This window comes from Mycoplasma sp. 480 (assembly GCF_051353065.1).
Taxonomy (GTDB): domain Bacteria; phylum Bacillota_I; class Bacilli_A; order Mycoplasmatales; family Metamycoplasmataceae; genus Mesomycoplasma_A.
Window position 1 is genome coordinate 533,239 of sequence record NZ_CP195722.1, and the last position, 26,895, is coordinate 560,133.

General features: G+C 26.8%; 24 protein-coding genes. 9 read left to right on the plus strand and 15 right to left on the minus strand.

The window, feature by feature from the left end:
• Positions 1-295: 295 nt before the first annotated feature.
• From ACR34G_RS02350 to mraZ, 7 genes are all read right to left on the minus strand, one after another.
• On the minus strand, positions 296-1,801 hold the full coding sequence (locus ACR34G_RS02350; RefSeq protein WP_436358360.1) for a hypothetical protein: 1,506 nt from the start codon (positions 1,799-1,801) through the stop codon (positions 296-298).
• 531 nt (positions 1,802-2,332) lie between these two features.
• A complete protein-coding gene (locus ACR34G_RS02355; protein WP_436358361.1) occupies positions 2,333-3,013 on the minus strand; it encodes a phosphorylase family protein in 681 nt (226 codons plus the stop codon).
• Complete coding sequence (locus tag ACR34G_RS02360) at positions 2,988-4,067, minus strand: nicotinate-nucleotide adenylyltransferase (protein ID WP_436358362.1); 1,080 nt, start codon at positions 4,065-4,067, stop codon at positions 2,988-2,990. Before ACR34G_RS02360 ends, ACR34G_RS02355 begins: the two co-directional genes overlap by 26 nt.
• A 114-nt stretch (positions 4,068-4,181) precedes the next feature.
• The gene (locus ACR34G_RS02365) at positions 4,182-5,351 is read right to left on the minus strand and encodes a cell division protein FtsZ (protein WP_436358363.1); all 1,170 of its coding nucleotides are present in this window, start codon (positions 5,349-5,351) and stop codon (positions 4,182-4,184) included.
• Positions 5,344-6,570, minus strand: a complete 1,227-nt coding sequence (locus ACR34G_RS02370) for a hypothetical protein (protein WP_436358364.1) — start codon at positions 6,568-6,570, stop codon at positions 5,344-5,346. Before ACR34G_RS02370 ends, ACR34G_RS02365 begins: the two co-directional genes overlap by 8 nt.
• A gap of 3 nt (positions 6,571-6,573) precedes the next feature.
• Positions 6,574-7,476 carry a 16S rRNA (cytosine(1402)-N(4))-methyltransferase RsmH gene (rsmH, locus tag ACR34G_RS02375; protein ID WP_436358365.1) on the minus strand — a complete coding sequence of 301 codons (903 nt, stop codon included), beginning with the start codon at positions 7,474-7,476 and terminating at the stop codon, positions 6,574-6,576.
• The gene (mraZ, locus tag ACR34G_RS02380; RefSeq protein WP_436358366.1) at positions 7,476-7,916 is read right to left on the minus strand and encodes a division/cell wall cluster transcriptional repressor MraZ; all 441 of its coding nucleotides are present in this window, start codon (positions 7,914-7,916) and stop codon (positions 7,476-7,478) included. The genes rsmH and mraZ overlap by 1 nt, the downstream gene beginning before the upstream one ends.
• Positions 7,917-8,180: 264 nt before the next feature.
• Between mraZ and ACR34G_RS02385 the strand changes: the two genes are divergently transcribed.
• Genes ACR34G_RS02385 through ACR34G_RS02425 form a run of 9 tightly spaced genes read left to right on the plus strand, consistent with a single transcriptional unit; the run spans position 8,181 to position 14,967 of the window.
• Positions 8,181-8,630, plus strand: coding sequence for a hypothetical protein (locus ACR34G_RS02385; RefSeq protein WP_436358367.1), 450 nt, complete (start codon positions 8,181-8,183; stop codon positions 8,628-8,630).
• Complete coding sequence (locus ACR34G_RS02390) at positions 8,623-9,309, plus strand: F0F1 ATP synthase subunit A (RefSeq protein WP_436358368.1); 687 nt, start codon at positions 8,623-8,625, stop codon at positions 9,307-9,309. The genes ACR34G_RS02385 and ACR34G_RS02390 overlap by 8 nt, the downstream gene beginning before the upstream one ends.
• A gap of 23 nt (positions 9,310-9,332) precedes the next feature.
• Complete coding sequence (atpE, locus tag ACR34G_RS02395) at positions 9,333-9,617, plus strand: ATP synthase F0 subunit C (RefSeq protein WP_436358369.1); 285 nt, start codon at positions 9,333-9,335, stop codon at positions 9,615-9,617.
• A 6-nt stretch (positions 9,618-9,623) separates the two neighbouring features.
• Complete coding sequence (atpF, locus tag ACR34G_RS02400) at positions 9,624-10,184, plus strand: F0F1 ATP synthase subunit B (RefSeq protein WP_436358370.1); 561 nt, start codon at positions 9,624-9,626, stop codon at positions 10,182-10,184.
• A 2-nt stretch (positions 10,185-10,186) separates the two neighbouring features.
• Positions 10,187-10,744 carry a F0F1 ATP synthase subunit delta gene (locus ACR34G_RS02405; protein ID WP_436358371.1) on the plus strand — a complete coding sequence of 186 codons (558 nt, stop codon included), beginning with the start codon at positions 10,187-10,189 and terminating at the stop codon, positions 10,742-10,744.
• Between the two features lies 1 nt (position 10,745).
• Positions 10,746-12,308: a F0F1 ATP synthase subunit alpha gene (gene atpA, locus ACR34G_RS02410; RefSeq protein ID WP_436358372.1), complete on the plus strand. Its 1,563-nt coding sequence runs from the start codon at positions 10,746-10,748 to the stop codon at positions 12,306-12,308.
• Positions 12,309-12,311: 3 nt separating this feature from the next.
• Positions 12,312-13,166 (plus strand): ATP synthase F1 subunit gamma, encoded by an 855-nt coding sequence (atpG, locus tag ACR34G_RS02415; RefSeq protein ID WP_436358373.1) that lies wholly within the window; start codon positions 12,312-12,314, stop codon positions 13,164-13,166.
• Positions 13,167-13,185: 19 nt separating this feature from the next.
• Positions 13,186-14,580, plus strand: a complete 1,395-nt coding sequence (atpD, locus tag ACR34G_RS02420) for a F0F1 ATP synthase subunit beta (RefSeq protein ID WP_436358374.1) — start codon at positions 13,186-13,188, stop codon at positions 14,578-14,580.
• A 9-nt stretch (positions 14,581-14,589) separates the two neighbouring features.
• A complete protein-coding gene (locus ACR34G_RS02425; RefSeq protein ID WP_436358375.1) occupies positions 14,590-14,967 on the plus strand; it encodes a hypothetical protein in 378 nt (125 codons plus the stop codon).
• A 71-nt stretch (positions 14,968-15,038) separates the two neighbouring features.
• Here ACR34G_RS02425 and ACR34G_RS02430 read toward each other — a convergent pair whose 3' ends face one another.
• The 8 genes from ACR34G_RS02430 to ACR34G_RS02465 all read right to left on the minus strand — a co-directional run bounded on the left by ACR34G_RS02430 (position 15,039) and on the right by ACR34G_RS02465 (position 26,894).
• Complete coding sequence (locus ACR34G_RS02430) at positions 15,039-15,449, minus strand: hypothetical protein (RefSeq protein WP_436358376.1); 411 nt, start codon at positions 15,447-15,449, stop codon at positions 15,039-15,041.
• A 137-nt stretch (positions 15,450-15,586) separates the two neighbouring features.
• Positions 15,587-17,911, minus strand: coding sequence for an Ig-specific serine endopeptidase MIP (gene mip, locus ACR34G_RS02435; protein WP_436358377.1), 2,325 nt, complete (start codon positions 17,909-17,911; stop codon positions 15,587-15,589).
• Positions 17,912-17,923: 12 nt separating this feature from the next.
• The gene (locus tag ACR34G_RS02440) at positions 17,924-20,398 is read right to left on the minus strand and encodes a putative immunoglobulin-blocking virulence protein (RefSeq protein ID WP_436358378.1); all 2,475 of its coding nucleotides are present in this window, start codon (positions 20,396-20,398) and stop codon (positions 17,924-17,926) included.
• Positions 20,399-20,421: 23 nt separating this feature from the next.
• Positions 20,422-21,804: an MSC_0618 family F1-like ATPase beta subunit gene (locus ACR34G_RS02445; RefSeq protein WP_436358379.1), complete on the minus strand. Its 1,383-nt coding sequence runs from the start codon at positions 21,802-21,804 to the stop codon at positions 20,422-20,424.
• A 2-nt stretch (positions 21,805-21,806) separates the two neighbouring features.
• The gene (locus ACR34G_RS02450; RefSeq protein WP_436358380.1) at positions 21,807-23,339 is read right to left on the minus strand and encodes an MSC_0619 family F1-like ATPase alpha subunit; all 1,533 of its coding nucleotides are present in this window, start codon (positions 23,337-23,339) and stop codon (positions 21,807-21,809) included.
• Between the two features lies 1 nt (position 23,340).
• The gene (locus tag ACR34G_RS02455; protein WP_436358381.1) at positions 23,341-25,521 is read right to left on the minus strand and encodes an MSC_0620 family F1-like ATPase-associated subunit; all 2,181 of its coding nucleotides are present in this window, start codon (positions 25,519-25,521) and stop codon (positions 23,341-23,343) included.
• Positions 25,508-25,978, minus strand: a complete 471-nt coding sequence (locus ACR34G_RS02460; protein WP_436358382.1) for an MSC_0621 family F1-like ATPase epsilon subunit — start codon at positions 25,976-25,978, stop codon at positions 25,508-25,510. The genes ACR34G_RS02455 and ACR34G_RS02460 overlap by 14 nt, the downstream gene beginning before the upstream one ends.
• Entirely contained in the window at positions 25,968-26,894 is a 927-nt protein-coding gene (locus tag ACR34G_RS02465) for an MSC_0622 family F1-like ATPase gamma subunit (protein ID WP_436358383.1), read from the minus strand. Before ACR34G_RS02465 ends, ACR34G_RS02460 begins: the two co-directional genes overlap by 11 nt.
• Position 26,895: the final 1 nt, after the last annotated feature.

Genomic DNA, 26,895 nt, shown 5'->3' on the forward strand with positions numbered 1-26,895 from the left:
TTAACTTAATTTATTTAAATTAAACTTGGTTGTGAAAAATTGTTTTACATTATTATTATAGCACTTTTCTGAAATATTTATAAAATTTTTGCAAATTTGTGTAATTACAGATATAAAATGTCACTTTTTATAAATATGTGTTAATTTAATGATATCACAAATTATCAATTGTATCAATTTAATTATTTAATTAAAATTAATATATAAATTTTAGGGATGTTTTTTAACCCCCGCCCCTTAATTGCAATTAAGGGGAGACGTCTTTCTCAGACCGAAGAACCAAAGGCCAGTAAGGTTAAAATTTATTATTAGAGAAAATGTTGGAGGGGATTAAATCATCTAATTTTTTTATAAATTCTTTTTGCGTTTCTATATATTCTTTAATTAATTTAATATTTTTAGGACTTAAATTATTTTGATTTCTAAATACTTTATCATCAAGCATTCTGTAAAAACTTTGACCATTTATTTTTGTAGTTTTGATTGCTTTTAAAACAAAATTATTTTCATAATAGGTAATTTCATATTGCTCTTTTAATTTATCACTAAATTCTTTATCTAATTCAACTACATTTCATATTGCTCCATTGATTTGAATTTTTAAATCAAGGTTGCTATCTAAGCATAAAATAAATTGATCATTATTTAAATGGATTGTTCTTTCTTCAGTTATATCTGCTAAAGTATAAAATTTATAATTATGTCTAAAACATTTAGCAATAAATTTTCTGTTTATAGGAAGATAAATTTTGATTTCTTCTGGCTTTGCAGGAGCAAAAACATTTTCTTTATTAATTATTTTTTTGTATTTTTTATTATAAGAATTTATAATTAAATCAGAATTGATATTTAAATCATCTATTGTTTTAAGATCATATTCTAAAAAGAGCACTGGAAAATATTGTTGAATGTTTCTAAAGGATCTTTCCACATTTGGTTTATGAGTAGGAACACTACTAGAAATTACTTTTATGCCCCTTTTTTCCATTTCTTTGGTTAAATTTGTTTCGGAATCTTGGGTTCCATAAAAGGTTTTTCTTTTGTCAGAAAAAATTTGTTGTGGTTTTCCATATTTAGCAAAAACCCTTTCCAAGAGTTTCATATAACCTTGGTTTGTTTCTTGTCTATCAAAATGAGTAGCTAAAAGACAACCAGTACTTGCATCTATAGCATTATAAACAAAAATTTTTTGATCATCATCAGGTAAAAAATACTCATAACAAGCATCAATTTCAACAATTTCACCAAATTTTAAAGATTCTTTAAGCAACAATTTTCTGTTGCTTTTTTCATCTTTTAATTGTTTATTTATAAATTTAAAAAACACTAGCAGGAATTGTGATTTTTTCACTGCCTTTTTGATGGAATGTATTTTCTTATCTATTTTTCTTTTAGTTTTTCTGTGTGAATACATAGTTACAAAACCATTTTCAATCAGTTTGCTTCTTATAGTTTCATAACAAGGATAATCCTTTTTATTGTATTTAAAAAGTTCAATAAAAGTTTTAATTGGTATTCCTAAGCTTACAGATTTTTTATTTATTATTTCTTCTTGAACTTTTTGATATTTAAAAATAAAATCAACAAATATTTCATTTTTAAATTTTTGATTACGATTATGTCCTTTATTTTTGTGTTGAAAAATAGATTCAATATTTTCATTTTTTCCCATTTGTTGTTTTATTCTTATAATCTGTCTTTCAGACATTTTAAATTTCAAAGCTATTTGTTTATTTGTAAGTTTTTTGCTTGAAGAAATTGCCTTTAAAATTTCTTGTCTTTTAATTTCTCATTTTGTCATAATGGTTGCATTCCTTTTTTTATTTTTATTATATCAATTTAACCACATAAACAAAAAGTGACATTTTATATTGGGAATGGGGGGTGACATTTTATTTCTGTTTTAATAAATTTATAAAATTTTTGCAAATTTGTAAATTATTAATCAAAATGTTCGGGGGGTTTTATTAATTAAAATGTCATCTTCACTAATGATTTATTGTTAATTGCTTTAACAAATACATTTTCCTATCTATTTTATTTCAGCAAAATCCGCCAAAAATCCCGATTTTTTCTGGTTTTGTTACAAAATAAATTCTGTACTAATATTAAAATGTGACTAGTTCAATCAATAATAGAAAATAATGAAAATTATTTTAATTTAAAGACAAAACGATGGTAAATATACTAATTTTATTAAAAAAACTCCACTGTCGGTAGAAATGGAGTTTTTGTTTAACTTAATTTATTTAAATTAAACTTGGTTGTGAAAAATTGTTTTACTTTATTATTATAGCACTCTTTTCTTAATACGTAAATATTATTAAGAAAATTAATTATCAATTATCTTGCTAATTAAAAATAAAAAAGCTTTTTTTGATGATTCTTTTATTCTAAAATTAATATCTAGTTTATTATCTATATCTTGCGAAATTTTGTCAGAAATTGCTTTTACACTAAAAAAATTAATTTTGTTTTGAGAACAAACTTGTGCAATGGCAAAACTTTCCATATCGAAAATTTCACATTTTGTTTTTTTGTAGAATTCTAGAGCTTTTTCTTTGGAATCAAGAAATGAATTTGAAGAACAGATATTGCTGTATTTTACTTTTTCTATTATTTTTATTTTATTTAAAAAATACTGTTTTTCCCCTGGTGTTTGTCCAAAATTGTATCAAGGAGTTTGCGTATCAATATTAAAAAATTTTTTTGGAATCACTATCTCAAAAATATCATGTTTTTTAGATATTGAACCAACTGCACCAAAATTATAAACATTTTCAATCTTATTAAAAACAGAAAGTAGTAAAGTAGTGCTACTTGCAGCATTAATTAATCCAATACCAGAATATAAAACTACTAGAAAATTATTGTTTTTTTCAAAAACTAAAAATTTTTTATTTAGTTTTTTAATAGTCTTTTTTAAGTTTCATCCTTCTTGAATAAGTAAATGCTCTTCTTCTTGATCGGCAATTATTAATGCGTTTTTAATCTTTGTTAAGTCAATAATCATAAATATCTAATTGTTCTTTTGAAACTGTGGTTTTGTTTAAATTAAAATGTTTAATGTGCTCTACTACTTTTTTAAAAGCTAAATCAAAATCGCTAAAAGCTAAATTTCTAATAGCTTGTATTCCTTCTCATTTTCTACCTTGACACAATTTATCTGCCATAAAAACAATCTTGTCTAAAGTTGACATTTCATAATTAATAGAAGTGTGCACAGAAATAGCTCTAACTATTTCTGGATTTTGCACTTTATAATATTTATCTAATCATAAAGAAGCTGTAGTTTGGTGTAATTTATAATCAGGAATTTCTTTTTCATCTATATCATTTTTTACTAAAAAATCTCTATGCATTTCTATTGTTCATCTTTTTGTTAAATCATGAACTAGTCCAGAAAATCAAGCTATTTTTGCATTATAATTTAAACTTTTTGCATACTCAGCAGCAAGCGATGCTGTTGCTCTACAATGTTTATTTAACTTGGCATCTGTAGTGTTATTTAAAATTTCTAAAATATAAAGAAAATTCTTTCCGATATATTCAATTGTTTGGTTAAATAAATTACTAAAATCCCCTAATTTAACTTCCGTTGAAGAAGCGGGGAAAATTTCGTTGTTTAATAAAATACAATTAAATTTTTTTAAATTTTCCTTATTTAGTTTATTTTCCCTTTTAAAAATAACAATTTTCACTAATGAACTGATTTTTTCTATCTCTTTTCATTTGTGTAATTTATCCAAATTATCTGAACCTAAAATTAAAAATAATTCGTCATTTGGGAATTTATTTTTAAAATAATTAACAGTGTCAATAGTGTAACTTACTCCTTTACGATTTATCTCAAATAAAGAAATTTCCGTATTTTCTGGTTTAACATCATTGATCATTTTTACACGATCATTTCAATCTTCGTATTTACTTTTTGTTTTAAATGGACTTTTAAAAGCTGGAACAAAAAAGAATTTATCTAGAGATAAAATTTTTAGTGATTGTTCTGCTACCTTTATATGTCCTTTATGAATAGGATCAAACGATCCTCCAAATATACCAATTTTCATTTTTTAATTATAATAAAAAAAAGAAAAATTGAAGCGAAAAACTTCAATTTAACCAGTTTAAACTTGCTTTTAAAGGTTTTTAAAGTTAACGTTGCAAACTTCTAAGACATCGTTTTACAAGTTGTTCTTTAAAAAACTAGGGAGTGATAATTCTGAATTATCTTCTTCCTCTTCATTAAAAGTTGTTGAATTTTCTGAAATACTATTATTTTGAAATAATGAACTATTAAAACTTTCATTATTGTTATATGTAGAATCACTATAAGTGTTTGTATTTTGAGAATCTAAAGTTGACATAGAATTAGTATTATTAATCAAATCTAAATTTTTATAATAGTTAGAACTTCTTTCTAAACCGGAAGCAACTAAGGAAATTTTCAGTGATTTATCACTATTATTTTTAGAAATTAATCCTTGAATAATATTAACATTTTCTCCTGTTGCATTTTTAATTAAATCAATAATTAAACTAATTTCTTGGAAAGTTACAGCTGAACCGCTAATATTAACGATAACATCTGTACATCCTGTAATTTCATGTTCTAAAATGTTGGAAAAAATAACTTTTTGAGCTGCTTTTTCTGCTCTGTCTTTACCTGATGCGCTTGCATCATTCATTATTATTTCACCTTTGTTTTTAGTTACAAATAATAAATCGGCAAAATCGACATTTTGAACACCAACTTCATTAATTATTTCATTAATAATGTTTAAGGTTTTTTCTAATATTGTATTAGAGAATTTAAGTGAATGTTCATTAGAAACTGAACCATAATTAGCAAGTAGTTTTTGATTAGAGACAATAATTAGTCCATCAACTATTTTTTTAAGTTCTTCAATTCCTTGAAGAGCATTATTTTTAATTCTTTCACCTTCATGTTCAAAAGGCGTTGTAACTACAGCAATAACTAAAGAAGCAGTTTTTTTAGCAATTTCTGCCACAACTTTAGATGCTCCAGTTCCTGTTCCTTTTCCCATTCCAGCAGCTATAATAACAATATCTGCATCTTTGATTCTATCTTCTATTTCTTGTTGACTTTCTAAGGCACATTCAAAACCGATTTTAGGGTTACTTCCTGCACCAAAGCCTTTTCTTTTTTCGTAATCACCAAGGTAAATTACTTTATTTTCATCAAAATAACTCAAGGATTGTGCATCTGTATTTAATGCTATATATTCAACATTAGGTAAGTTATATTCCATTAAGGTTTTTATGGAGTTGTTTCCACAACCACCAATACCTAAAACTTTTATTTTTATGTTGTTTTTAAAAGTATTATGCATGTTTTATCCTTTTTGTTAGTAATTTGTTTAAAAAATTTAAGAATTTATTACCTTTGAAAATTAATTCATCTGTTGAATAAGGTTGAGTATTAATTAAAAAGTGTTCACTTTTACTTAAATCAATATTATTATATGATTTTTCGATATATTTTATTCCTTCTAAAATTTCTTTTGCATCTTTGGAAATTAAAGGGTGGAATTTAGAGTTAAAAATAATAATTTTTTTGTTGATTTTTTGTTCAATCAAAGATAAAAATATAGTATTTTGTTCTTCTTTTTTATTTAGAAAAATTGCAAATTCACTGTAATTTTCTATGTTTTTGATTTCATTAACAACAAGTTCAGCAATTTTGTTATAATGTTTTTCTAACACAGTTTTAAATTCTAAAACAGTTAATTTATTTTTAATTAAACTAGTAGAGGGTTTGATTATGGATAAGCTATCTCCATATATATTAACTAGTTCATCTACTTGATTTTTTTCTAAATTTAATTCTTTTGCAACTATTTTATTAATATCTGCAAAAGAAGAAGCAATATCTTTAATTTGTTTAATATGCCCTTGTTCTATAACTGAAATTTTAGTATTAGAACTATTTAAATTAATTATTATTTTTTTAGAATCTTGATTATTTAAATCTAGATTAATAAGTCTATCTAATGATATTAATTCAGTAAAAAATGATTCAATTTCTAAATTTAATTGTGAAAATAAATTATTTATTTCTTGATATAAATTGTTTTCTAAAAAAGTAAATGAATACTTAATTTCAATAGAATCAGCATTTTTTAATAAAGGTTTTTCATTACCTTCATAAATTAATATACCGTTTTTATATGTTTTGTATTCTTGTGGAATGATAGAAATAAAGGTATGATTAGAAATTAAATTGTTTTGTTTTGCTTGAGTTAAATTTCTATTTATTTCTTCACTTGTGATTGTTTTTTTATGGTTTAAAATTTCGGTTTCAACTGAATAGAGATTAGTTTCAAAAAGAAAATTGTCGCTCAAAGAAATAAAAATTTTTTTAATATTTGTTTTGATTTTTTTATTTAGAGACTGCATTGCATCTCTATAAAAATCAAAAACTTCTTTTTGTAATAAGTTTTTTTCATTAAAGATTAAAACTTTTTCGTTTTTTATTTCTTCAAAAGCTAAGATTGCACATTCTTGTAAAGATGTGTCAATTTTAGCAACAACCTTTATATTTCTTTTCATTTTTTACTCCACTAATCTTGTTAAAATACGTAATTTTGCACTTCTACTTCTTTTGTTTTGTTTTATTTCCTCATCAGAAGGTAAAATTGATTTTGCAATTCATTTTTTTTCTTGCATTATCGGAATCCGATAATCAACTTCATTTTCTGATATTAATTGTTTAAAAAATTTCTTTACTATTCGATCTTCGATTGAATGAAAGGAAATTATGAGTAATTTTCCATTAACTTTAAGAAAATCAATAGCATTTTCTAATAAAGTATTTAGAGATTCTAATTCGTTATTAACAGCAATTCTAATAGCTTGAAATACGGCTTTTGCAGGATTTTTCATTCTTACAACCTTAGCAGGTAATGATTTCCTGATTACTTCTACCAACTCTAAAGTTGTATTAATGGGTCTGCATTGAACTATAGCTTTCGCAACTCTTTGTGGGAGCATTACATCAGCGTTTTGTTTAAATATTTCTACTAATTCACTTTCTGAAAAATTATTGACAATATAATGAGCATCCAAAGTTTGACATTGGTCCATTCTCATATCTAGACGATAATCCTTATTATAAGAAAAACCTCTGGAAGTTTCATCTAATTGTGGAGATGAAACTCCTAAATCTACTAATATGCCATCTACTTTATTTATATTAAGTTTTTCTAATTCGCTTTTGATATTTTTAAAATCACTATGAATTAAAGTGAAATTCTTAGATATTGAGCTGAGTTTTTGTTCACTTTTCTTAATTGCTTCAATATCCTTATCAAATGCATATAGATGACCATTTTTAAGTTTTTCTAAAATCTTAGATGAGTGTCCCGCTCTTCCGAGCGTTAAATCTAGATATATACCATTTTCATTAATTTCTAATTTTTCAATTACTTCTTTTAATAAAACAGGAAAATGTTCCATTATAATTCAACTCCACTTTCAAATAAAGTTTTTTGGAGCTCATCCATCTCTTCATCATCAAGGAATTTAGATTGCTGTTTTTCGTATTTTTCTTTTGGTCAGAGTTCTAATTTTTCTCCAACCCCAATTAAATACGCTTCTTTTTCGATAGAGCAAGTTTTTAATAATGTTTTTGGTAAGACAATTCTTCCAACTTTGTCGATAGTAACATCAGTTGTATTTCCAAAGAAAAATCTTGCAAATTCTCTAACTGCTTTATTTAAAGAGTTATTTTTTTTAAGTTTTTCTTTGATTAAGTCAAATTCTTCTTTAGAACGAATTTCAATGACTTTATCTAAACCGATTGAAACATAAACATAATCACCTAATTTTTCTCTGAAATTAGAAGGGATTATGATTCTGTTCTTTTCGTCAATAGTTTTTAAATGACTTCCAAACATTACCACTCCTTACCACTATCTACCACATTATAATACTTTTTTTGAACTTTTTTATAAAAAAAGATAATTTTTTTTCAGATTTTATTTTTGTCAAAAAAGTTTTGGAATGATTTGAAAAAACTTTTTTTAGCAAAAAGCACACTTTACAGTATTTTTTTGTTATTTTTTGATCTTTTTCATATAATTTGCTAAAAAATATATGCTTTTTTGTAAAAAAGAATAAAATTATAAGGACTTGAGAAATCTTGTCAAAATGGAGTTATATTGAAAGAAAAAATAAAAGAATTTTTGAACTTGATATTTTTATATATTTTTATATATTTAATAGTTTTTATAGTTTTTGTTATTTTTTCTATTTGAAATTATTCTCTGCTATTAGGATGAATTTTTTCATTTATTTCTGTGAATATAACTTTTTTTAGTAAAATTTTTACTTTAGAGTTACTAAAAAAGGTTAATATTAATACAAATAGCAAAAAAAAGAATTTTTTTTACACAATTGGAATCGTCTTTAGTTTATTTTCATTAATATTTCATGCTTTATTAATCATTGCTATTATCTTTATTAATAAAGCATTTACAAATACAAATGACATACAAGTTATTTTGTTTCCTATAAATTTAATAACTTATATTATTGGAAATTCACTTGTTTTACCAGTTGTTGTAATTAATTTAATTATTAAAAAAATAAAGGATAAAAAGAATGGATAAATGATTAGAAAATTGAAATCAACCACAACTTTTTACTCTTTTTATATTAGTTTTTTTAGTTGTTGTAACATCATTGATTTTATACTTTCAAATTAAAAAAACAAAAAAAGATAAAGCACCTACAACGGTTGTTTATATAACTGAACAATACTTCGGTATTGTCGAATCAATTGTAGATGAAAGTGGTGTTAAAGGTAAATTGTCAACAAATATTAAACCTTATATATTTACTTTATTTACCTTTTTACTTTTTGGAAATCTACTTTCTTTATTTGGATTAGAACCAATAGGAAGTACATATTCCGTAACATTCACATTGGCTTTTGTATCCTGAAGTGGAATTTTTGTCATAGGTATTACTATGCAAAAATGGAGATTTTTCAAAAAATTTCTTAATCCACTTGAAATAATTTCAATTCCTGCACCATTGATTTCTTTATCATTCAGGATGTTTGGTAATATAATTGGTGGTTCAACAATTTTGATTTTATTTTATGCAGGTACACAATTTGTATGATCATTATTGCCAATAGCTGGATTTAGCGTTTTTAACTTGCCAGCAGCAATATTCTTTGCGCCACTAATATTCTATTTTGATATTTTTGGTGTAGTAATTCAAGCATATGTCTTCACTTTACTAACTACAACTTATTGAAGTACAAATGCTGAAGTTGAATAATAATAAAATAAGGAGATTTTAAAATGACAAATGAAATTATCGAAATTGCTTCAAAATTAAATCCTGAAGTTTCAGCAAATTCTACAGGAATTGGTCTTGTTGCAATTGGAGCAGGCCTAGCTATGGTTGGAGCTCTTGGTGTTGGAGCTGGTCAAGGATTTGCAGCAGGTAAAGCTGCTGAAGCTGTAGGGAGAAACCCAGAAGCAGAGAAAAAAATCAACAAATTAATGATTATTGGTGCTGCTATTGCTGAAACTTCTTCAATTTATGCACTTGTTATTGCAATACTTTTAATTTTTGTTTATTAGATTAAAATGGAACAATTAATTTTAAAACAATTCAGTTCAGATGGAAAAGTTGATGCAAGTGAAGATATTTCCAATCTATTTAAAAATATTTTTCCAAACCCTTGAGTAATTCTTGCAACTGTTATTGCCTTCTTAATTGTATTCTTTTCTTTATTTTTCTTTGTTCATAAACCTATTAAAAAGGTAATTGAAGAAAGAAGACAATTCATTCAAGATAACATCGATGAAAGTGTCAAAAATAAAGAAAAATCCATAGTTTTAGAAGAAAAAAGAAATACAGAACTTTGAGAAGCAAGAATTGCAGCAGCTGGTATTATTAACCAAGCTAAAATCGAGTCTGAAAAAATAGCAAATCAATATATTACTAATGCTAAAAGAGAAGCAAAAAGAATTATTGAAGATGGACACAAAAATATTTCACAGCAACAAAAGAAATTTGAAGAGGAATCTAGAGAAGAAATTATTACAGTTGCAACTAAATTAGCATCAAAAATTTTAGAAAAACACGTAAGTCACTACGAAGAAAAAGAACTTATTGATAAATTACTTAATGAGGTTTATGAATAATTATGAATACAATAAGTAGTGAAAGAATTAATGGTTATGCACAAGCTATTTTTCAAATTGCATTAGAACAAAAAAAAGTTGATGTTTTTTACAAACAAACAGAAAAACTAAATGAAATCTTTAAAAAAGAAGAAGATTTACTTCCGTATTTAAAAAGTTTTGAAATTGAATTTGAACTAAAAGAAGAATTAATCGACGCTTCTTTTGCAAAAACTTATCAAACAGAACTTGTAAACATGATTAAACTTTTAGTTCAAAATCACTTTATAAGTTCAATTAATTATATTTTTAATAAATTTGAAAAATATGCTCTTGACTATTTAAAACAGAAAAAAGGTGTTGTTTATTCAAGTCATAAGTTGAATAAAGAATATATGGACAAAATTATTGATTTTATTGAAACAAAAATCAATAAAAAAGTAATTTTAAAAAATGAAATTGATAAAAAACTAATTGCTGGTATCAAAATTATTATAGATGATTTAATTTTTGAAAATTCAATCAATTCTCAATTAAATCAAATAAAAGATCATATACTTAAAGGAAAGAGAGAAAAATAATATGCCATTAAAAACAAGTGATATTTCAGCATTAATAAAAGCACAAATTAAGTCATATGGCAAAAAAATCATTTCTGACGAAGTTGGAAAAGTAATTTCAGTTGGTGACGGAATCGCTCTTGTATCCGGACTAGAAAAGGTTGGTCTTGGGGAACTAGTTGAATTTCCTAATAACATTTATGGTATGGCTTTAAACATAGAAAGCGACTTTGTCGGAGTTGTTATCATGGGTAAAGAAAACCAAGTTGTTGAAGGTGATTTAGTTAAAAGAACTAAAAAAATCATTTCTGTTCCTGTAGGGGAACAAATGGTTGGAAGAGTTATAAATGCTCTTGGTGAACCTATTGACGGAAAAGGGGCAATTGATTTTAACAAAAGAAGAGAAATATTTGTTGAAGCTCCTGGAGTAATGAAAAGAAAAGAAGTTAATGAACCTTTAAAAACAGGTATATTAGCTATTGACTCAATGGTTCCAATTGGAAAAGGTCAACGTGAATTAATTATCGGTGACCGTCAAACAGGAAAAACTGCTGTTGCTATTGATGCAATTTTAAACCAAAAAGGACAAAATGTTAACTGTGTTTATGTTGCTATAGGACAAAAAAATTCCACAGTTGCACAAATTGTTAATAAACTTCAAAACAGTGGTGCAATGGAATATACAACAGTTGTTGTTGCTGGAGCTTCTGAACTTGCTCCTTTACAATATATTGCTCCTTACTCAGGGGTAACTATTGCTGAAGAGTGAATGTATAAAGGGAAAAACGTGCTAATTGTTTATGATGACTTATCAAAACACGCAGTTGCTTACCGTACACTTTCACTTCTTTTAAGAAGACCACCTGGTAGAGAAGCATATCCTGGAGATATCTTCTACCAACACTCATATTTACTTGAAAGAGCTGCTAAACTTAATCAAGAAAATGGTGGTGGTTCAATTACAGCACTACCTATTATAGAAACACAAGCAGGAGATATTTCAGCATATATTCCTACAAACGTTATTTCTATAACAGATGGTCAAATCTTTATGAAAGAGGCTTTATTTAACTCTGGACAAAAACCTGCTGTTGATGTTGGTTTCTCTGTTTCTAGGGTTGGTTCAAGTGCTCAAACTAAAGCTATGAAATTTGTTTCTTCTTCATTGAAATTACAATTAGCTCAATATAATGAATTAAAATCATTTGCTCAATTTGGTTCAGATTTAGATGAAACAACAAGAAGAATTTTAGATCACGGTTCTAAAGTTTATGAATTGTTAAAACAATGACAATATATTCATTTTGACCAAAACGATCAAGCCATTATTTTACTTTCTGTTAAAGATAAACTAATTAATCCAATTCCAAAAGAATACATTTTACAATATAGAGATGAATTAGTTAACTTTATAAACAGCGATACTAAAGCCTTAGAATTAAAGGCTGAATTGATTAAAGAAAGAGCATTTAACGACGAATTATTAGTTGAATTTAAAAAATTAATAAGAAGTTTTATTTTAGAATTTATCAACAAAATTCCTAACTATGATGCTTCTTTATATCCTGCAATGCCGGAGTTATAGAAAATGGCTTCTAATCAAAAAATAAAAACTAGAATTAATTTAATTTCAAATACAAGAAAAATAACTAAAGCAATGGAATTACTCTCCAGTGCTAAATTAAGAAGAATGAAAAATAATTTCCTTTCTATTCAAGAATATTCAAATTCTATCAAAAGCATTTTAAGTTCATTAGCACAAAAAACTAAAAACATTAGCGAAATTTTTACTTTAAATAAAGAAGCACCAAAATTATTTATTATCATTACTTCCGATTTAGGATTATGTGGTGGATATAACAGCAATATCTACAAATTAACTAAAAAGGAAATTGGTAAAAATGATAAACTAATAATTTTCGGAAATAAAGGAATTTCCCTTTTTAAAGACTTTGAAACTCAAGTTATTCAAAAACATTCTAACTATGGAGATGACTTAAACTATTCACTAGTAAATAATGTTATCAACAAAATAAAAGAACTTTTAGAATCTAAATCAGTTTCAGAAGTAAATTTAGTTTATACCAAATTTATTAATAGTGTGCTTTATGAACCACTAATTAAAAAATTGTTACCACTAAATAATGATCAAAAAAGTGATTTTAATATTAGTGACAACGAAAATAATGTCTTAGTAGAATTTGAACCTAATCCAGAAATTATTTTAAAAAATCTTATCCCTTTATATATGGGTTCTACAATTTACAATGCTTTAGCTGAATCTAAAATTTCCGAAATGTCTTCTAGAAGAACAGCTATGGAAAATGCATCAAATAATGCAGATGAAATTATTAACAATTTACAAATTGTCTTTAATAGAGCAAGACAATCTTCTATTACTCAAGAAATAACTGAGATAATAGGTGGAACAACAACAAAATAATAAAGAAAGGAAGGAAACTATGGAAAAAAATATAGGTAAAATTGTTCAAATTTTAGGTCCTGTTATTGACGTAAAATTTGAATCAGGTAAACTTCCAGCTTTACTTAATGCTTTAGAAGTTAATCTTAATGCAAACAAAAAAATTATCCTTGAAGTTGAACAACACATCGGTGATGATGTAGTTAGAACTATCGCCATGGAAATGACTTATGGACTTTCTAAAGGACTTGAAGTTGTAGATACAGGAAAACCAATTCAAGTACCTGTAGGAAAAGAAATTCTTTCTAGAATGTTCAATGTGCTTGGTGAACCTATTGATGAATTAGGTTCAGTGGAAGCAAAACTAAAAATGCCTATCCACGCTACTCCACCAACTTACGAAGATCAAAAATCAACTTCTGAAATTTTAGTTACAGGAATTAAGGTTATCGACTTATTAATCCCTTATGTTAAAGGTGGAAAAATCGGTTTATTTGGTGGAGCTGGAGTTGGAAAAACAGTTCTTGTGCAAGAACTTATTAACAACATAGCTACTCAACATGGTGGTCTCTCTGTTTTTGCAGGAGTTGGAGAACGTTCAAGAGAAGGTAATGATCTCTATCACGAAATGAAAGCTGCAGGAGTTTTAGACAAAACAGCACTTGTTTTTGGTCAAATGAATGAACCTCCCGGAGCTAGAATGAGAGTTGCTTTAACAGGACTAACAATGGCTGAATACTTTAGAGATAAACTAAATCAAGACGTTCTTTTATTTATTGATAATATCTTTAGATTTACTCAAGCAGGTTCCGAAGTATCTACATTACTTGGAAGAATCCCTTCAGCGGTTGGTTACCAACCAACTCTTGCTACAGAAATGGGACAATTGCAAGAAAGAATTACTTCTACAAGAAATGGTTCTATAACTTCAGTACAAGCAGTTTATGTGCCTGCAGATGACTTAACTGACCCTGCACCTGCAACAACATTTGCTCACCTAGATGCTAAAACAGTTCTAGATAGAAACATTGCTGCTCTTGGTATTTATCCAGCAGTTGATCCACTTGCTTCAGGTTCAAGAATGCTTGATCCGCTTGTAATTGGTGAAGAACACTATAGTGTTGCTAGAAAAGTTTTAGAAATTTTACAAAAATTTAAAGAATTACAAGATATTATTGCTATCCTTGGTATGGATGAACTTTCTGAAGAAGATAAAAGAACTGTTTCAAGAGCAAGAAGACTTAGAAACTTCTTATCTCAACCTTTCTTTGTTGCTGAAAAATTCTCAGGTATTTCAGGTAAATTTTTACCATTAGAAGATACAATTAGAAGTTTCAAAGAAATCATTGAAGGTAAACACGATTCATTACCAGAAGAAGCATTTTTATATGTTGGTTCAATTGAAGAAGCAATTGAAAAAGCTAAAAAACTTTAATTATTAATTATGAAAATAACTAAACTAAAAATAATTACTCCTAATGGGGTATTTTTAGAAAAAAATATCGAAATTATTACTTTAAAAACCACTGAAGGATATAAAGGATTGCAATATGGAATTCAACCATTTGTTGCATCAATAGTTCCATCCAAAGCTTTTATCAAAAGCGAAAACAAAGAAGAAATAATTTATATTAAATCTGCAATTGTATATGCTCAAAAAGAATTAATAACTATTATTAGTGATTCAGTATCATATGATTCAAATATCATTGACATTAATGATGAATCCAATAAAACTCATGATACCAAAGCTAAAAGTTCAATAGAAGATGTACAAAAAGAAATTCAAATTAAAAAAGAGATAGAAAAAGCACAAAAATAGTCCAATTAAGGACTATTTTTTTGATCTTGATTTTTTTCCTTTTATACAGGATTTTCCCATTAGAAAAGTAATTAATGCCATCTTTCTTCTTTAATAATTTCAATCAAGGCATTTAATTCTAACATTGTTTTTTGGTAATTAAAAACATAATGTAAATAGTAAGTTTGATTTTTAGTAATAACTTTAATACTATCCCTCCCTTTTTCATAAAAATGTTCTACTTGAAGAATTTCTCTAACATTAATATCAATTTTTTCAATTTTAAATCAATCAAAATTTTTAGGATGTTCTATTAAATTAGCACAACTTTCTCCTTTTAACCTTCCTGCTTCTATAGTAATATTGCTTTTATTAATTTTAATTCACATAACAGTATAAAAAATAGCAACACTTAAAATAATAATAGCACCAAGAAGAGAAACAGCAAAAACAACATAATGCGTATTAAAGTATAAATCTTGTAAAAGAGTTCTTACTAACATCACAAAAAATAATCCATATAATGGTAAAATTAACCGATAAAAACTTCTTGGTACAAAGAACTTTATTTCAATTTTCTTTTGCAAGTATACCACCTTTCCCTATGCTATAAATTATAAACAAAAAAATAGGTTTTACCCTATTTTTTACCTGTGGTTGTATTAGTTTCAGCAGCTGTTTCAATTGCTGCGTTTTTAAATTGGAATTTTTCTGGAATTTGTGTAATATTATCAAATAAATTAGTTTTATAATTATCACCATATAATTTTTGAAGTGCTTGTCTATAAGAGTTTTTTTGATCTTTACCACCACCATAGATTAAATCATATTGTGGTAAGTGATATGCATTTGAACTAGAACCACCATAAATTCCTTTATAATCGTATCCTTCAGATCTAAATGCTGAAGCAACTCCTGTTTTTGCACTATTATTGGATGTATGATATATAGCAACTAATTCGTTATTCTGATTTCTAATTGAAGAACCAGAAGCTCCACCAATTGGAACATAGTGTTTTGGTAAATAAGATAAACCAGCCGCTATCAATTGTTTATTATGATCTAACTTAGCAACATGTAAATCTTTTCCTGTTCTTGTAGCAGAAATAAACGCATCAAGAACACCGGGTTTATCAACAAAAGAACGGTATCCTATTTCGTAAGATAAATAATTTCCCCTATTGATTTGTTCATCAGTATAATTTCATTTACCTGTTACTTGATCATAATTAATACCATCAAAGTATTTGGTTTCCGCATTTGTTCATAAACTAAAGGAATAAGGAGCATCTTTTATTTGATCGTCTTCTTCATATCTTATTAAAAAGTAATCATTTCTAGCAGAAGGATAACCTACAATGTATAAATTATCAATATTTGGTTCTGGATTTGCATAATTTAAGTTTTTATTAATTGCAGCATATTTTTTTAAATATGATTCAGTTTTGAATTTAATTTGTTCACTTGCATGATTTGCATATTCATTTGTAATGATTTTTGCCATTTCTGCAGGGTTGCTTCTAAATGCTTCTTGATTAAAAGAAACTGAACCACCTTTTATTCCTGCTGAAATACCTACATTTGAAGCATCGATTTTTGTAAAATCAATTTCAATAACTGCAAAATCCGCAAATTCTTCTGTATTTTCAAATTTTGCTTTTTGATCTTTAGCAAGAAAATCAGAAGGTTTAGAGTTTAAAAAATCTTCTCCACTATAAACTACTTTTACTGGTTTTTCAGATTGTCCAGCTTTTGGTTTCATTTGGAATCCAAAACCAGTGAAATTTTCATCGTGAGATAAAATTTTGAATTTGGTTCTAACAGCAGCATCTCTGTTTAATCTTGTTAGTCCAAAACCAACGGTTTTATCATTAAGTGCTTCTGCAACGTGTAAGTTAGTACCAAAATATCATTTGGTTGGATAACTTCCATCTGTTGTTTTCTCATAGTCTAAAATTCACATTGTTCCAGAAGTTGCTATAGAATATTTTGGCTCTCCTGGATGTTCTGGATCTGGATTGTTAAATTGCACATGGAAAGTTTGTAGTGCAGCAGTTTTATAATGATCATTTGTTAAATATCTTGCAATACCATCAACTCTAGCTAGATTTCTTCCTGCTGAATCTACTCAAGAAGGTCCTTTACCCAACTCAGGAGCATCATATATTTTTAATCCATCATAAGTACCATCTTCATTATAAGAAGGAACTGTAAATCCTTTAGCTAAAGCACTATCAAAAGTATCAATTCCTGCTTCTTTTGCTTTAGCATCAAATTTAGTTTTTTCTTCTTGTGTTATGTGTACATCTTTTCTAAATGTTGATTCATCATAACCTGGTTGTCTTTTAAGAACAGTTAAATATTCAGCATTATCTTTTTGATATCTTTGATCTTGAGATCATTCTGTTAAATATTTTTGTTGTTCTGTTTTAGGAAGTTGTGTTAAATTTTGTTTAATATAACCATCACCATCTGTTAAAACAGGTGTGCTACTAAAACCAGAAATTTGAATTGTTTTTTCTGCTTTTATTTTTGGATCTTTTTTAGAAACAAATTCAAATAAAACTCTACCTTGTCCAGTTATACTAGAGATGTCAGTTCCATTTGCATCTCTATCTGGAATTGCAGCTAGTACATTAACTTTTACATCCTTTTCATTAATACCTACTACTTCAGGTTTTAAACTAGAAATATTTTGAGCAAATTTAGCAAAAGTTACTGATTCTTTAGGACGATTGAATTCATCATAACCTTTATAATCAACATTAATATTTTTTACAAGATTATTTCATCTTTCTTGTGTAATTGGACCGGAAATTACTGCATTTCCGGGTTTATTTGGATCTTTAGGATCTGTTTTACCAGGTTGTGAGTCAGAAGGATTTAATTGTGTTTGACAAGAAGAAAACACAATTAATGAAGATGAAATTAAAGGTAATAATAAAAGTTTTTTTGTTTTTTTCATTTTTTCTCCATTCTAACTAAAGTCAAATTTTGGATCGTCTTTATTAACAACATCCACAATTTTTCCAAGACCTCTTAGTTGATTAATAAGTGCTGTGTCATAGTTATAAACTTCAAAATGAGTATCAGAACCAAAAGTATGATCACTAAAATTAATTAAAGTATTTAAGTTTGCAATTCCTTCTGAATTTAATGTGTGTGCAGATGAATCAGCTAAAATTCTGATTTTTTTAGTTACTTTTCCATTATCAAAAACTATTTTACTTTTTGGTTGTTGCATTCCTTCTGTTGCTAATACTGTTGCAAATTGTGCTCCATTCATTTCAGAAGCACTAATTTCAAAAGTATCACCTTCATTATGTAAAATAATTCTTTTTAGTTTTCTTGGTTTATTTGAAGGTTTGATTGTATCTGAAAAAATTAAACCTTTTAATGATTTTAATTGTTTTGCACCTGATAAATCAAGTCCTGTTGGATAACTGTTTTCCCCTTCATTGTGATCTGGATCTTTTCCTGGTCCAAAACTTCCTTGGAAGAATGGTTCATTATTTCTAACATAATAAACCATTCTTAAAGCATTATTGATTTCTGTTAAGTCTTTATTTGGTCCAATATTAACATCGTTGAAAGCAATTGTATCAAAGGTAATTCTTGTTGCAATTGTTTGTCTTGAAGAATAATTGAAACTTACATTATAGTCAACTGTGTTAATTCAAGCAACTTTTTTAAGAGCAATAGGGTTGATTGCTCAACCTTCTGCAAGGGAATTTCCTGTTGTTAATAAAGAAAGTTCATCTATTTCTTTATCTTTAATTGCTAAAAGTGCACTTGTATTGTAATTTTCAAAGAATAATTCTAATTGTGGTAATTTATTTGGTAGTGCTTGGAAAATACTAAAGAAATCATAGTTTGAAGAACCTTTTTTACCAATGTTGATAATTCTGTATGAAGTTATTTGTTCGTTTGCTTTAGTTAAATCTTCAATTAATTTTTTGGTTTTTTCTAAAGCATTAGGATTAGCAACATCAATTGTTACAACAATTCCTTCATTTCTTGCATCTGCTTCTGGTTCATCTCTTGTTAATTTTTCAAATTTGATTCCTTGACCAGGAGTGAAGTTATATTTAGAAGAATAAGTGTTTGTAACATCTGATTTTGTTCACCCTGGATAAGTTCCATTTCTAATTTCATCAGGATATCTTGCACGTCAATCGTTGTAACCAAATACCCGTTTTTTAGAATTATCTCTTGTTATTCTTGCTGTTACTGAGTTAATTAGTGGTGAAACAGCATATGAATCAATTTCTCCATCATCATTTATATAAACATTTGAATTATCATCATAAATAACCATACCTTCACCTAAATTTTTAATAGCATTAGATGATAATTTCGTAAATTTAGTCATATCTAAAAAGGAAATTATTTTTAATTTAGCTCAATCTTCATTTTTGTGAGCTTTAAGTTCTTTGTAATATGCTTTTTTTCCTTCTTCAGTTAAAAAGTTAACAACTTTATCACCATTTGCAATTAATTTTCAAAATTTATCAATAATTTTTCTATAATAACCAGTTGATCTATAATCGGTGTCTAAAGCCTCTTTAATTTGATCATTAGTTAACTGTCCTGAACGAATTTCAGGAAAATCTGCCTGATTTAAAGGAACATCCTTAGCTAAAGCTCTTAAACTACTTCTTTTATTTGCTTCAATGATTTTATCAGTAACTTTAATACCTAATAATTTAGGAGTAATTTGATTAATGTATTCTACTCTGTTTGCATTACCTGCTGCAATATCTCTTTGATCGATTTTTCTTGCTTGTGGTTTTTCGATGTTTACCCTAATTTTTTCACCATAGAAATCCACTGTTATTTCTGTGTTTTTATCACGAACTGGATCTGGACTTGGTGGTGTTTTAACAGTAGGGGTTGGTAAAGGTTTTGGATTTTCAACAGGTTGTGTAATTACAGGATCTGGAACTTTAGACTCAGGAGCAGGTTCCGGTTTTATTATGTCGATAATAACAGGTTTTTCCTTTGGAGCTGGTTGCTCTGGTTGGGGTTCTGGTTCCTTTGGTTGATCAATAATAAGGGGTTTTTCCGGATCTTTAGGTTTATCTGGTTCTACAGGTTCTGGATCGGGTTCTGGCGGATTTGCAGGTGGTGGTGGGGTTTCAGAAATTGGTTTATTTAAAGGTTCTTCTTTTTTTGGTTCTTCTGGAACCGGTTCTTCTTTTTTAGGTTGCACTTTTTTAGGTTCTTGGTTATTATCTCTGTGAGAGTTAAAACCATTTTTAAAATTTAAGTTATTTCCAGTGTTGATGGAAGTAACGTTATCATTTAATAATTTAGAACGATCAGCTGAATTTGCTTTATCAGTAGTTGAAACATAGAAAAGAGCACCTACAGTAATAGGTGTAACTATAGACACGGAACTTATTGCTATAATTTTTTTATTTTTAGTACTTTTAAAAAAATTTGTTCCCATGATTCCTCCTTTATTTGTTTCTTTTATTTAAGTCCAAGTTCTTTGTCAGTTGGAATATTTAAATTTGAACCAACATAACTAAATATTTCAGGACTTTGGTTTAAATATTCACCATTAATTATTCTTATAACTGAATTGACTGTATCTGCTAAAGGAACATATGCTCCAGGTTCTTTTGTAAAGTGTTCAGTCATAAAGAAGTTTTGTGAAAAGAAGTTTTCTAATTGTAATGCTTTTTTAACAATTTTCTTACTTTCGTCATCAAGTTCATCAAATCCTAAAATTAAAATAACATCTTCTAAATCTTTATAGGTTTTTAAAATTCTTTTTGCTTCTACTATTGCATTAAAGTGAGCTTCTCCTATAATTTTAGCATCAACTGAATTTGATGAACTAGCAAGTGGATCAAAAGCAGGGAAGATGTTTTTTGCTGTTTGTGCTCTCGAAAGCACTAAATTACCATCTAAGTGGTTAAATACAGCAACAGCAGAAGGATCACTTATATCATCCATTGGTAAGAATACTGTTTGAAATGATGTAATCCCTGCATTTTCATTTTTAAATAAACGTTCTTGAACGTGAGCAACATCACTTTCAAGAGTAGATTGGTAACCACCAACTGATGGTTTTTTCCCAAGTGAAGCACTAACTTCGTTTTCTGCTTGCACAAAACGATAAATGTTATCTATAAATAATAAAACATCTTTTTTCTCTACATCTCTTAAGTATTCTGCAGCTGTTATTCCAATTGGCACAATTGACATCCTTGCACCTGGAGATTCATTCATCTTAGAAATATACATTGATGAATTTTGCATTAAATTGGAACTTTCTAGTTCGTTAAATAACTCAATTGCTTCTCTAGAACGTTCTCCAGAACCGATGAAAATGTTGGAAGTTGATTCACTATTTTTATTAACATTAAAAATGATTTCTTTCATTAAAACTGTTTTTCCAACTCCAGCTCCACCAAAAATCCCAAGTTTATAACCTTTAATAATTGGCATAAAGAAGTCGATAGCTTTAATTCCTGTTTCAATGATTTCAATTTTGGAATCAAGCACCCTTTCTTTATTAATAGTTGAATTCATTTCTACATATAAAGGATTTGTTTCACGGTCAGTTAATAAAGGTTTTCCATCAAAACTATAAATGTTGTTTTGAGCCAAAGAACTAACTGGAACCATAAAACTTTTTCCTGTATTAACAACAGTTTCTCCAAGGGAAATTTCTTTATATAAATAAATGATAATTGCTCTTACTACTTTATTATTAACAAGTCTTTTAACTAATAAATATGTTTTGCCATCGTGTAAAGTTAAAATTGTGTTTAAAGTTGGTAGATTACCTTCTAAAAATTCAATTTCTACTACATCTGTTCAAAATTTAATTATTTTTCCATTCATAATTATCTATCTCCTGTTAATTCTAAAAGTGTATTCATTTCTTGTTCGCTAAAGTCAATAAATTTATGCTCTACTTCTATTTCTCAATTTAATTTTAATTTTTTAGCATATTGTAATAAAGCATATGAGAAGTAACTTTTGGTAATATTTTCATCATAAGGTTCGTTGTTAATAATTTTTTCAAAAATTTCTTTTGCATCTGGATTAGCATCAATTAGCACGTTTAAGAAGGTCATTGCTTTTTGTTCTTCTTTAATTCCTTTAAGAGTTCCTCATAAAATTAGTTTGGACATTAATAGAACAAATCTGTGTGAATAAAGTGAATAACCTCTTTGCATAAACATTTTATCAATCATTTTTCCTTTATATAAAAGGTTTGTGGTTTCTTTATTAAATTCATAATCAAGCATTGCTAATTTTAAATGTCTTTTATAAGCACGGAAAATCTTACCTATTTCTCCTGCTACTTTTGTAATTGTTCTTGATTGCACTGAACTACCTGTTCTGGATACAGATAAATCAATATCAATAGCTGGTAATCTACCACTACTAAATAAATCTGCACTTGTTACTAATTGACCATCAGTGATGGAAATTACATTAGATGAAATTAAACTTGTAATATCTCCATCTACTGTTTTTAAAATAGGTAATGCTGTAATTGTTTGACGTCCAACAAAAGAACCTGCTCTTTCGAGTAATGATGAGTGAGCAAAGAAAATATCTCCTGGCATCGCTTCTTTTCCAACTGGTTTATCAGTTAATAAAGCAATTTCTCTAATGATATTAGCATGTTTTGTTAAATCATCAAAGACAATTAAAACATCATCATATTGTGAAATGTTTTCAGCGTGAGCCATTCCAATGTAAGGTGCTAAATATTGTTGATAAGCACTTGTTGAAGGTGCATCAATAATAATAGTGTTGTCTAAAGCATCATATTCTTTTAAAGTTTCATAAAGTCTAGAAATATCTTCTCTTTTTTGTCCAATGGCAACATAAACACATTTAACATTGTTTTTTGCTTGGTTAATCATTGTATTAACAACAAGATGGGTTTTTCCTGTTTGACGATCTCCAATAATTAATTGTCTTTGTCCTTTTCCAATTGGAATAAGTAAATCGACAGAAATAATTCCAGTATAAAGTTGTTCATTTAAAGTTTTTACTGTCATTAAATTATGGGCATCACCAAAAATTTTGCTCTTTCTTGAAAAAGAGTTTCCTTCAATTTTTCTTTTGGAAGGAAAAATTTCGTTTCCGTGAATATCTAAAATTTTTCCAAAATGAGAATAAGAAGTTTCGATTTCGTTTTCAATTTTTACTTCTACTATTTCTTGACCTATTTTAAGTTTTTCTAAAACATTATTATCAACTAATAAAAATGCTCTAGTATCTGTAGCACTTACAACCATCATTCTTGCTTCTGGAAATTCTTCTGTTGTAAAATTTTGTCTTTGTTTATATTCATAATCACCAGTTACTTCAACTATATAATCAAAAATAGCTGTAATTATTGGGTTTTTCTTTTGCATGTTATATTCCTCCTATAGTTCCAAATAAAATTAATGCAAGAGCAAATACGATAACAATAGTTGATAAAATAATTATTGCAATATTTGCTTTTAAAGTTGATTTATTACCTTTAGTTTTTGAATTTAATTGGTTTGCACTTGCAAGAGCAACTGCTCCTAATCCTGCTGTACCTAAAATAGTTCCTATTACTGTTAAAAATAAGTTTTGTGATTTAAATTCTTGTTGTAATAATTTGTTAGCATTTGTATATTCGCTATTAAAGTTTTTAGAGTTTTCTTCTTTATTTTTCTCATCTGTTTCTGGTTTTTCGTCTTTTAAGAAACTTTTGACGATGTTAAATTGTTTTGCTATTTTACTTAGTAAAGCTAAATATTCTTCATATCACTTAATGGTATTAAAAGTTTTAGCTCCTGCGTGTTTTTTAATAACAGAAATGTCTTTTCTCATATTTTCAAAAAGTTTATTGATAATATCTGTATTGGCGTGATATTTTTGGAATTTATCATTAACTTTTTTTAGTAGTTCTGGTTGATTTTTTAATAACTGTTCGTATCTTAATAACTCTTTTTCGTAACCTTCAGGAAGAATTGAATAAAATTCTCTAAACTGAATTCTTGAAGTTTTAAGTGAAGAAATTAATTGTACATCTAGTAAATTAAGTCCATCTTCAATTACTGAAGCATTATTTAAATTGTTACTTTTATTTAACTCAACACTAATTGGTGAAAGGATTTGTGATTGTTTATCAACAAAAGTTTTATTGTAATATAACTCTTGTGTAACAACATTAATCATTGTGAGTAACCTTGTTTTTAATTGATTACTTTCTAGGGCATCTACATCAATTTTTTCATCTAATTGTAGTGATTTATAAAGATTAACAAATATATTTCTTACTGATTTAACATATTCTTCATAAATTTTTTGAAAACCTTTATTTTTAGGTATTGTAATAAAGGTTTTATATAACCTTATGTATTCTGGTTTTACTAAGTCTTGAATTCTAATCGTTGCAATATAATTATCACTATTAGTATCTTTTTCTATTGCAATAACTTTATATTCAAAACGAGTATTGATTGGATTATTGAAGAAGAAGTAATTTTCACTAATTGGTTCTGCTTCAAATTCTGATGATATCTCTTCTGCAGTTTTATCTAAATTTTTAGTTAACACTTCAGGACCAAGAATTGGGAGTTTTTCAATATATTCTTTTGGATTATATGGTTTAACATCTACAATTTGGTCGCTTGGTTGTGAATCTACATCGTCAATTGTTGGGATTTCTGGAATAGAATTATCTGTTTGTTCTTTTTGTTTTTGATCTTCTTGCTGTTCATCATCTGTTTTATTTTGATCCAAATCAAAAGCAGTAAATCTATTTTCGTATTTGCTTTTAAAATAATCATCTCAAGTTGTAAAACCTTCTGGTGGTTTTGCAACAAGAGCACTTACTGTACTTCCATCACCTTTAGAAATAGTTTCTGGAGTAAATTCAATATCAGGAATGTCTTTTTCATTATAAAAGACATCTGTTATTCTTTCTTTTAAAGAATCATTATATTTTTTTAGATAATTATTTACTTCTGTACTTGTGTAAAAGTTAGATTCTTCTTTTTCAGCTTGTTGTTTTCCTTTTGTTCCTATTGCTTTAGTATAACTTGTATTGTCTGATGTTTCGTTAAAAATTACATTATCATATGTTTTTCCTTCAAAAGTTACTGTTCCACGTTTAAAATTGTCTTTTTGTGAAAAAACATTTGGGAAAGTTACATTTAACTTATTTCCATTAGGATCAGAAGCCATTTTTTCTTTATTTGCTTCAAGAAAATTTTTAAGAGTTTCTAAATAGTAGTTTTTCTTAGCTTTATCTTCAAAAGAAATTTTTTCATCCACTTTTAGTTTATTTTGCTCATCTGCTAAATTCTTAATAGCGATATCGACAGCTGTTTGTAGTCCGGTTTTAATTGCATCTTTAGCTATTTTAGCAAAAGTATCAAATTGTGGACTTTTTTGTTTTTTTGCAGCTGGTTTTTCTTTATCATTTGCTGTGCCATTTGTGCTTGAAGTTCCTGAATTAGGTTCAGGATCAGCACTTGCAAAAAAAGCAGCTGGAGTGATAACTAAAGGTAAGGCAAAAGTTGCTAATAATTTGTGTTTATCTTTATTATTCTTTTTCATTTTCACTTACCTTTCTTAAATTTATTTCTTTTATCACTTCTGCTTTATATAAAGTAAATATTAATTCTTTTTCTTTTATTGTGTTATCTAAATTAAAACTTAACTTATTCATTGATTTTGTAAAATCTAGTTCTTTTTTTAGATCTTTTATTAAGGAATTATCGTTATTTTTTGCAGTTGCTAATTTGAAAACTTCTTGTTCATTCAAAGAGTTAATAATTATTTCATTTTTTAAAATAATGAAATTTGCATTTTTTAAAAAAAGATATTTATCAGCTTTTGATTTTTCCTTTATTTTTATGAGAATTTGTTCAAAACAAGCAAGCGATTTTTTTTCAATTTCACTTCATTTAAATTCGTCTTTAAAATACAATTCTAAAGAACTATTTCAAACTTTCAAAATGGAATTATCAATAAAATTAATAGTAATGCTATATAAATTAGAATTAGTTTTCATTGCTTTCTCCTTTATTAAATACAGAGAAATTACCGTTATTTTTAGTTAGCATTATAATTTCTTCAATTTCATTTTCTCTTTTGATTTTGATAATTTTTCTTTTTGTAAATTTGATTTCTTTTTCTAAATCTTTTAGGATTTTATTAACTCTTACTAAGTTTAATTTAGCACTATAAAATAGTGATTCGATAATTAAAGATTGCACTACATTTTCAATATAAATATCAATACTATTTTGCACATATTCAGCAACATTTGGATAAATATTGAAATCAAATAAATCTTTTGGAAGATTTTTTTCATTTGTATTAATTAACTTATGCATTTCAAAATTTTCAATTGGTAAAATTGTGAAATAACTTTTGTAATTCTTATTTGAGTTTAAAACAAAATTCACTTTTTTGTATTTTTCTTGTTCATAGAGAAATTTAATTAAAGTGGAAATTGTTCTAATTTTTGTTGTGTCTTCAAGATCAAAACTTTTTAAAATGTTTAGATTATTACTTTTTAAAAATTCTTCTGCTTTTTTTCCAATAGCAAGAAAATCAATTTTTTTGGTTTTAGCATTTGCTAAAATCATTTTTTCATATCTAGAATAAGAGTCAGTAGAGTATTTTTGCTCTTCTTTTAAATAAATTCATAATTCTTTTTCTTTGATTATAGTATTTGAAAAAAGTCCTTTAATGGTTGATTTGAACTTGTTTTTTCCATTATCAATGATAAAAGGATTTTGAATGTTATATTTATCATTTAAATGTCTGATTGATTCTCTTGTTAAAAAGGCATTATCTATATAAAATTTAAGTTTTTGATTCAGTTTTACTATGGTTATTAATAGAATATTTTTCTCGCTGTTAGCTTTTAAATTAATTTTTTCTAAATTGTTCTTTTTTTGAACTATTTTTTTTAAATGCATA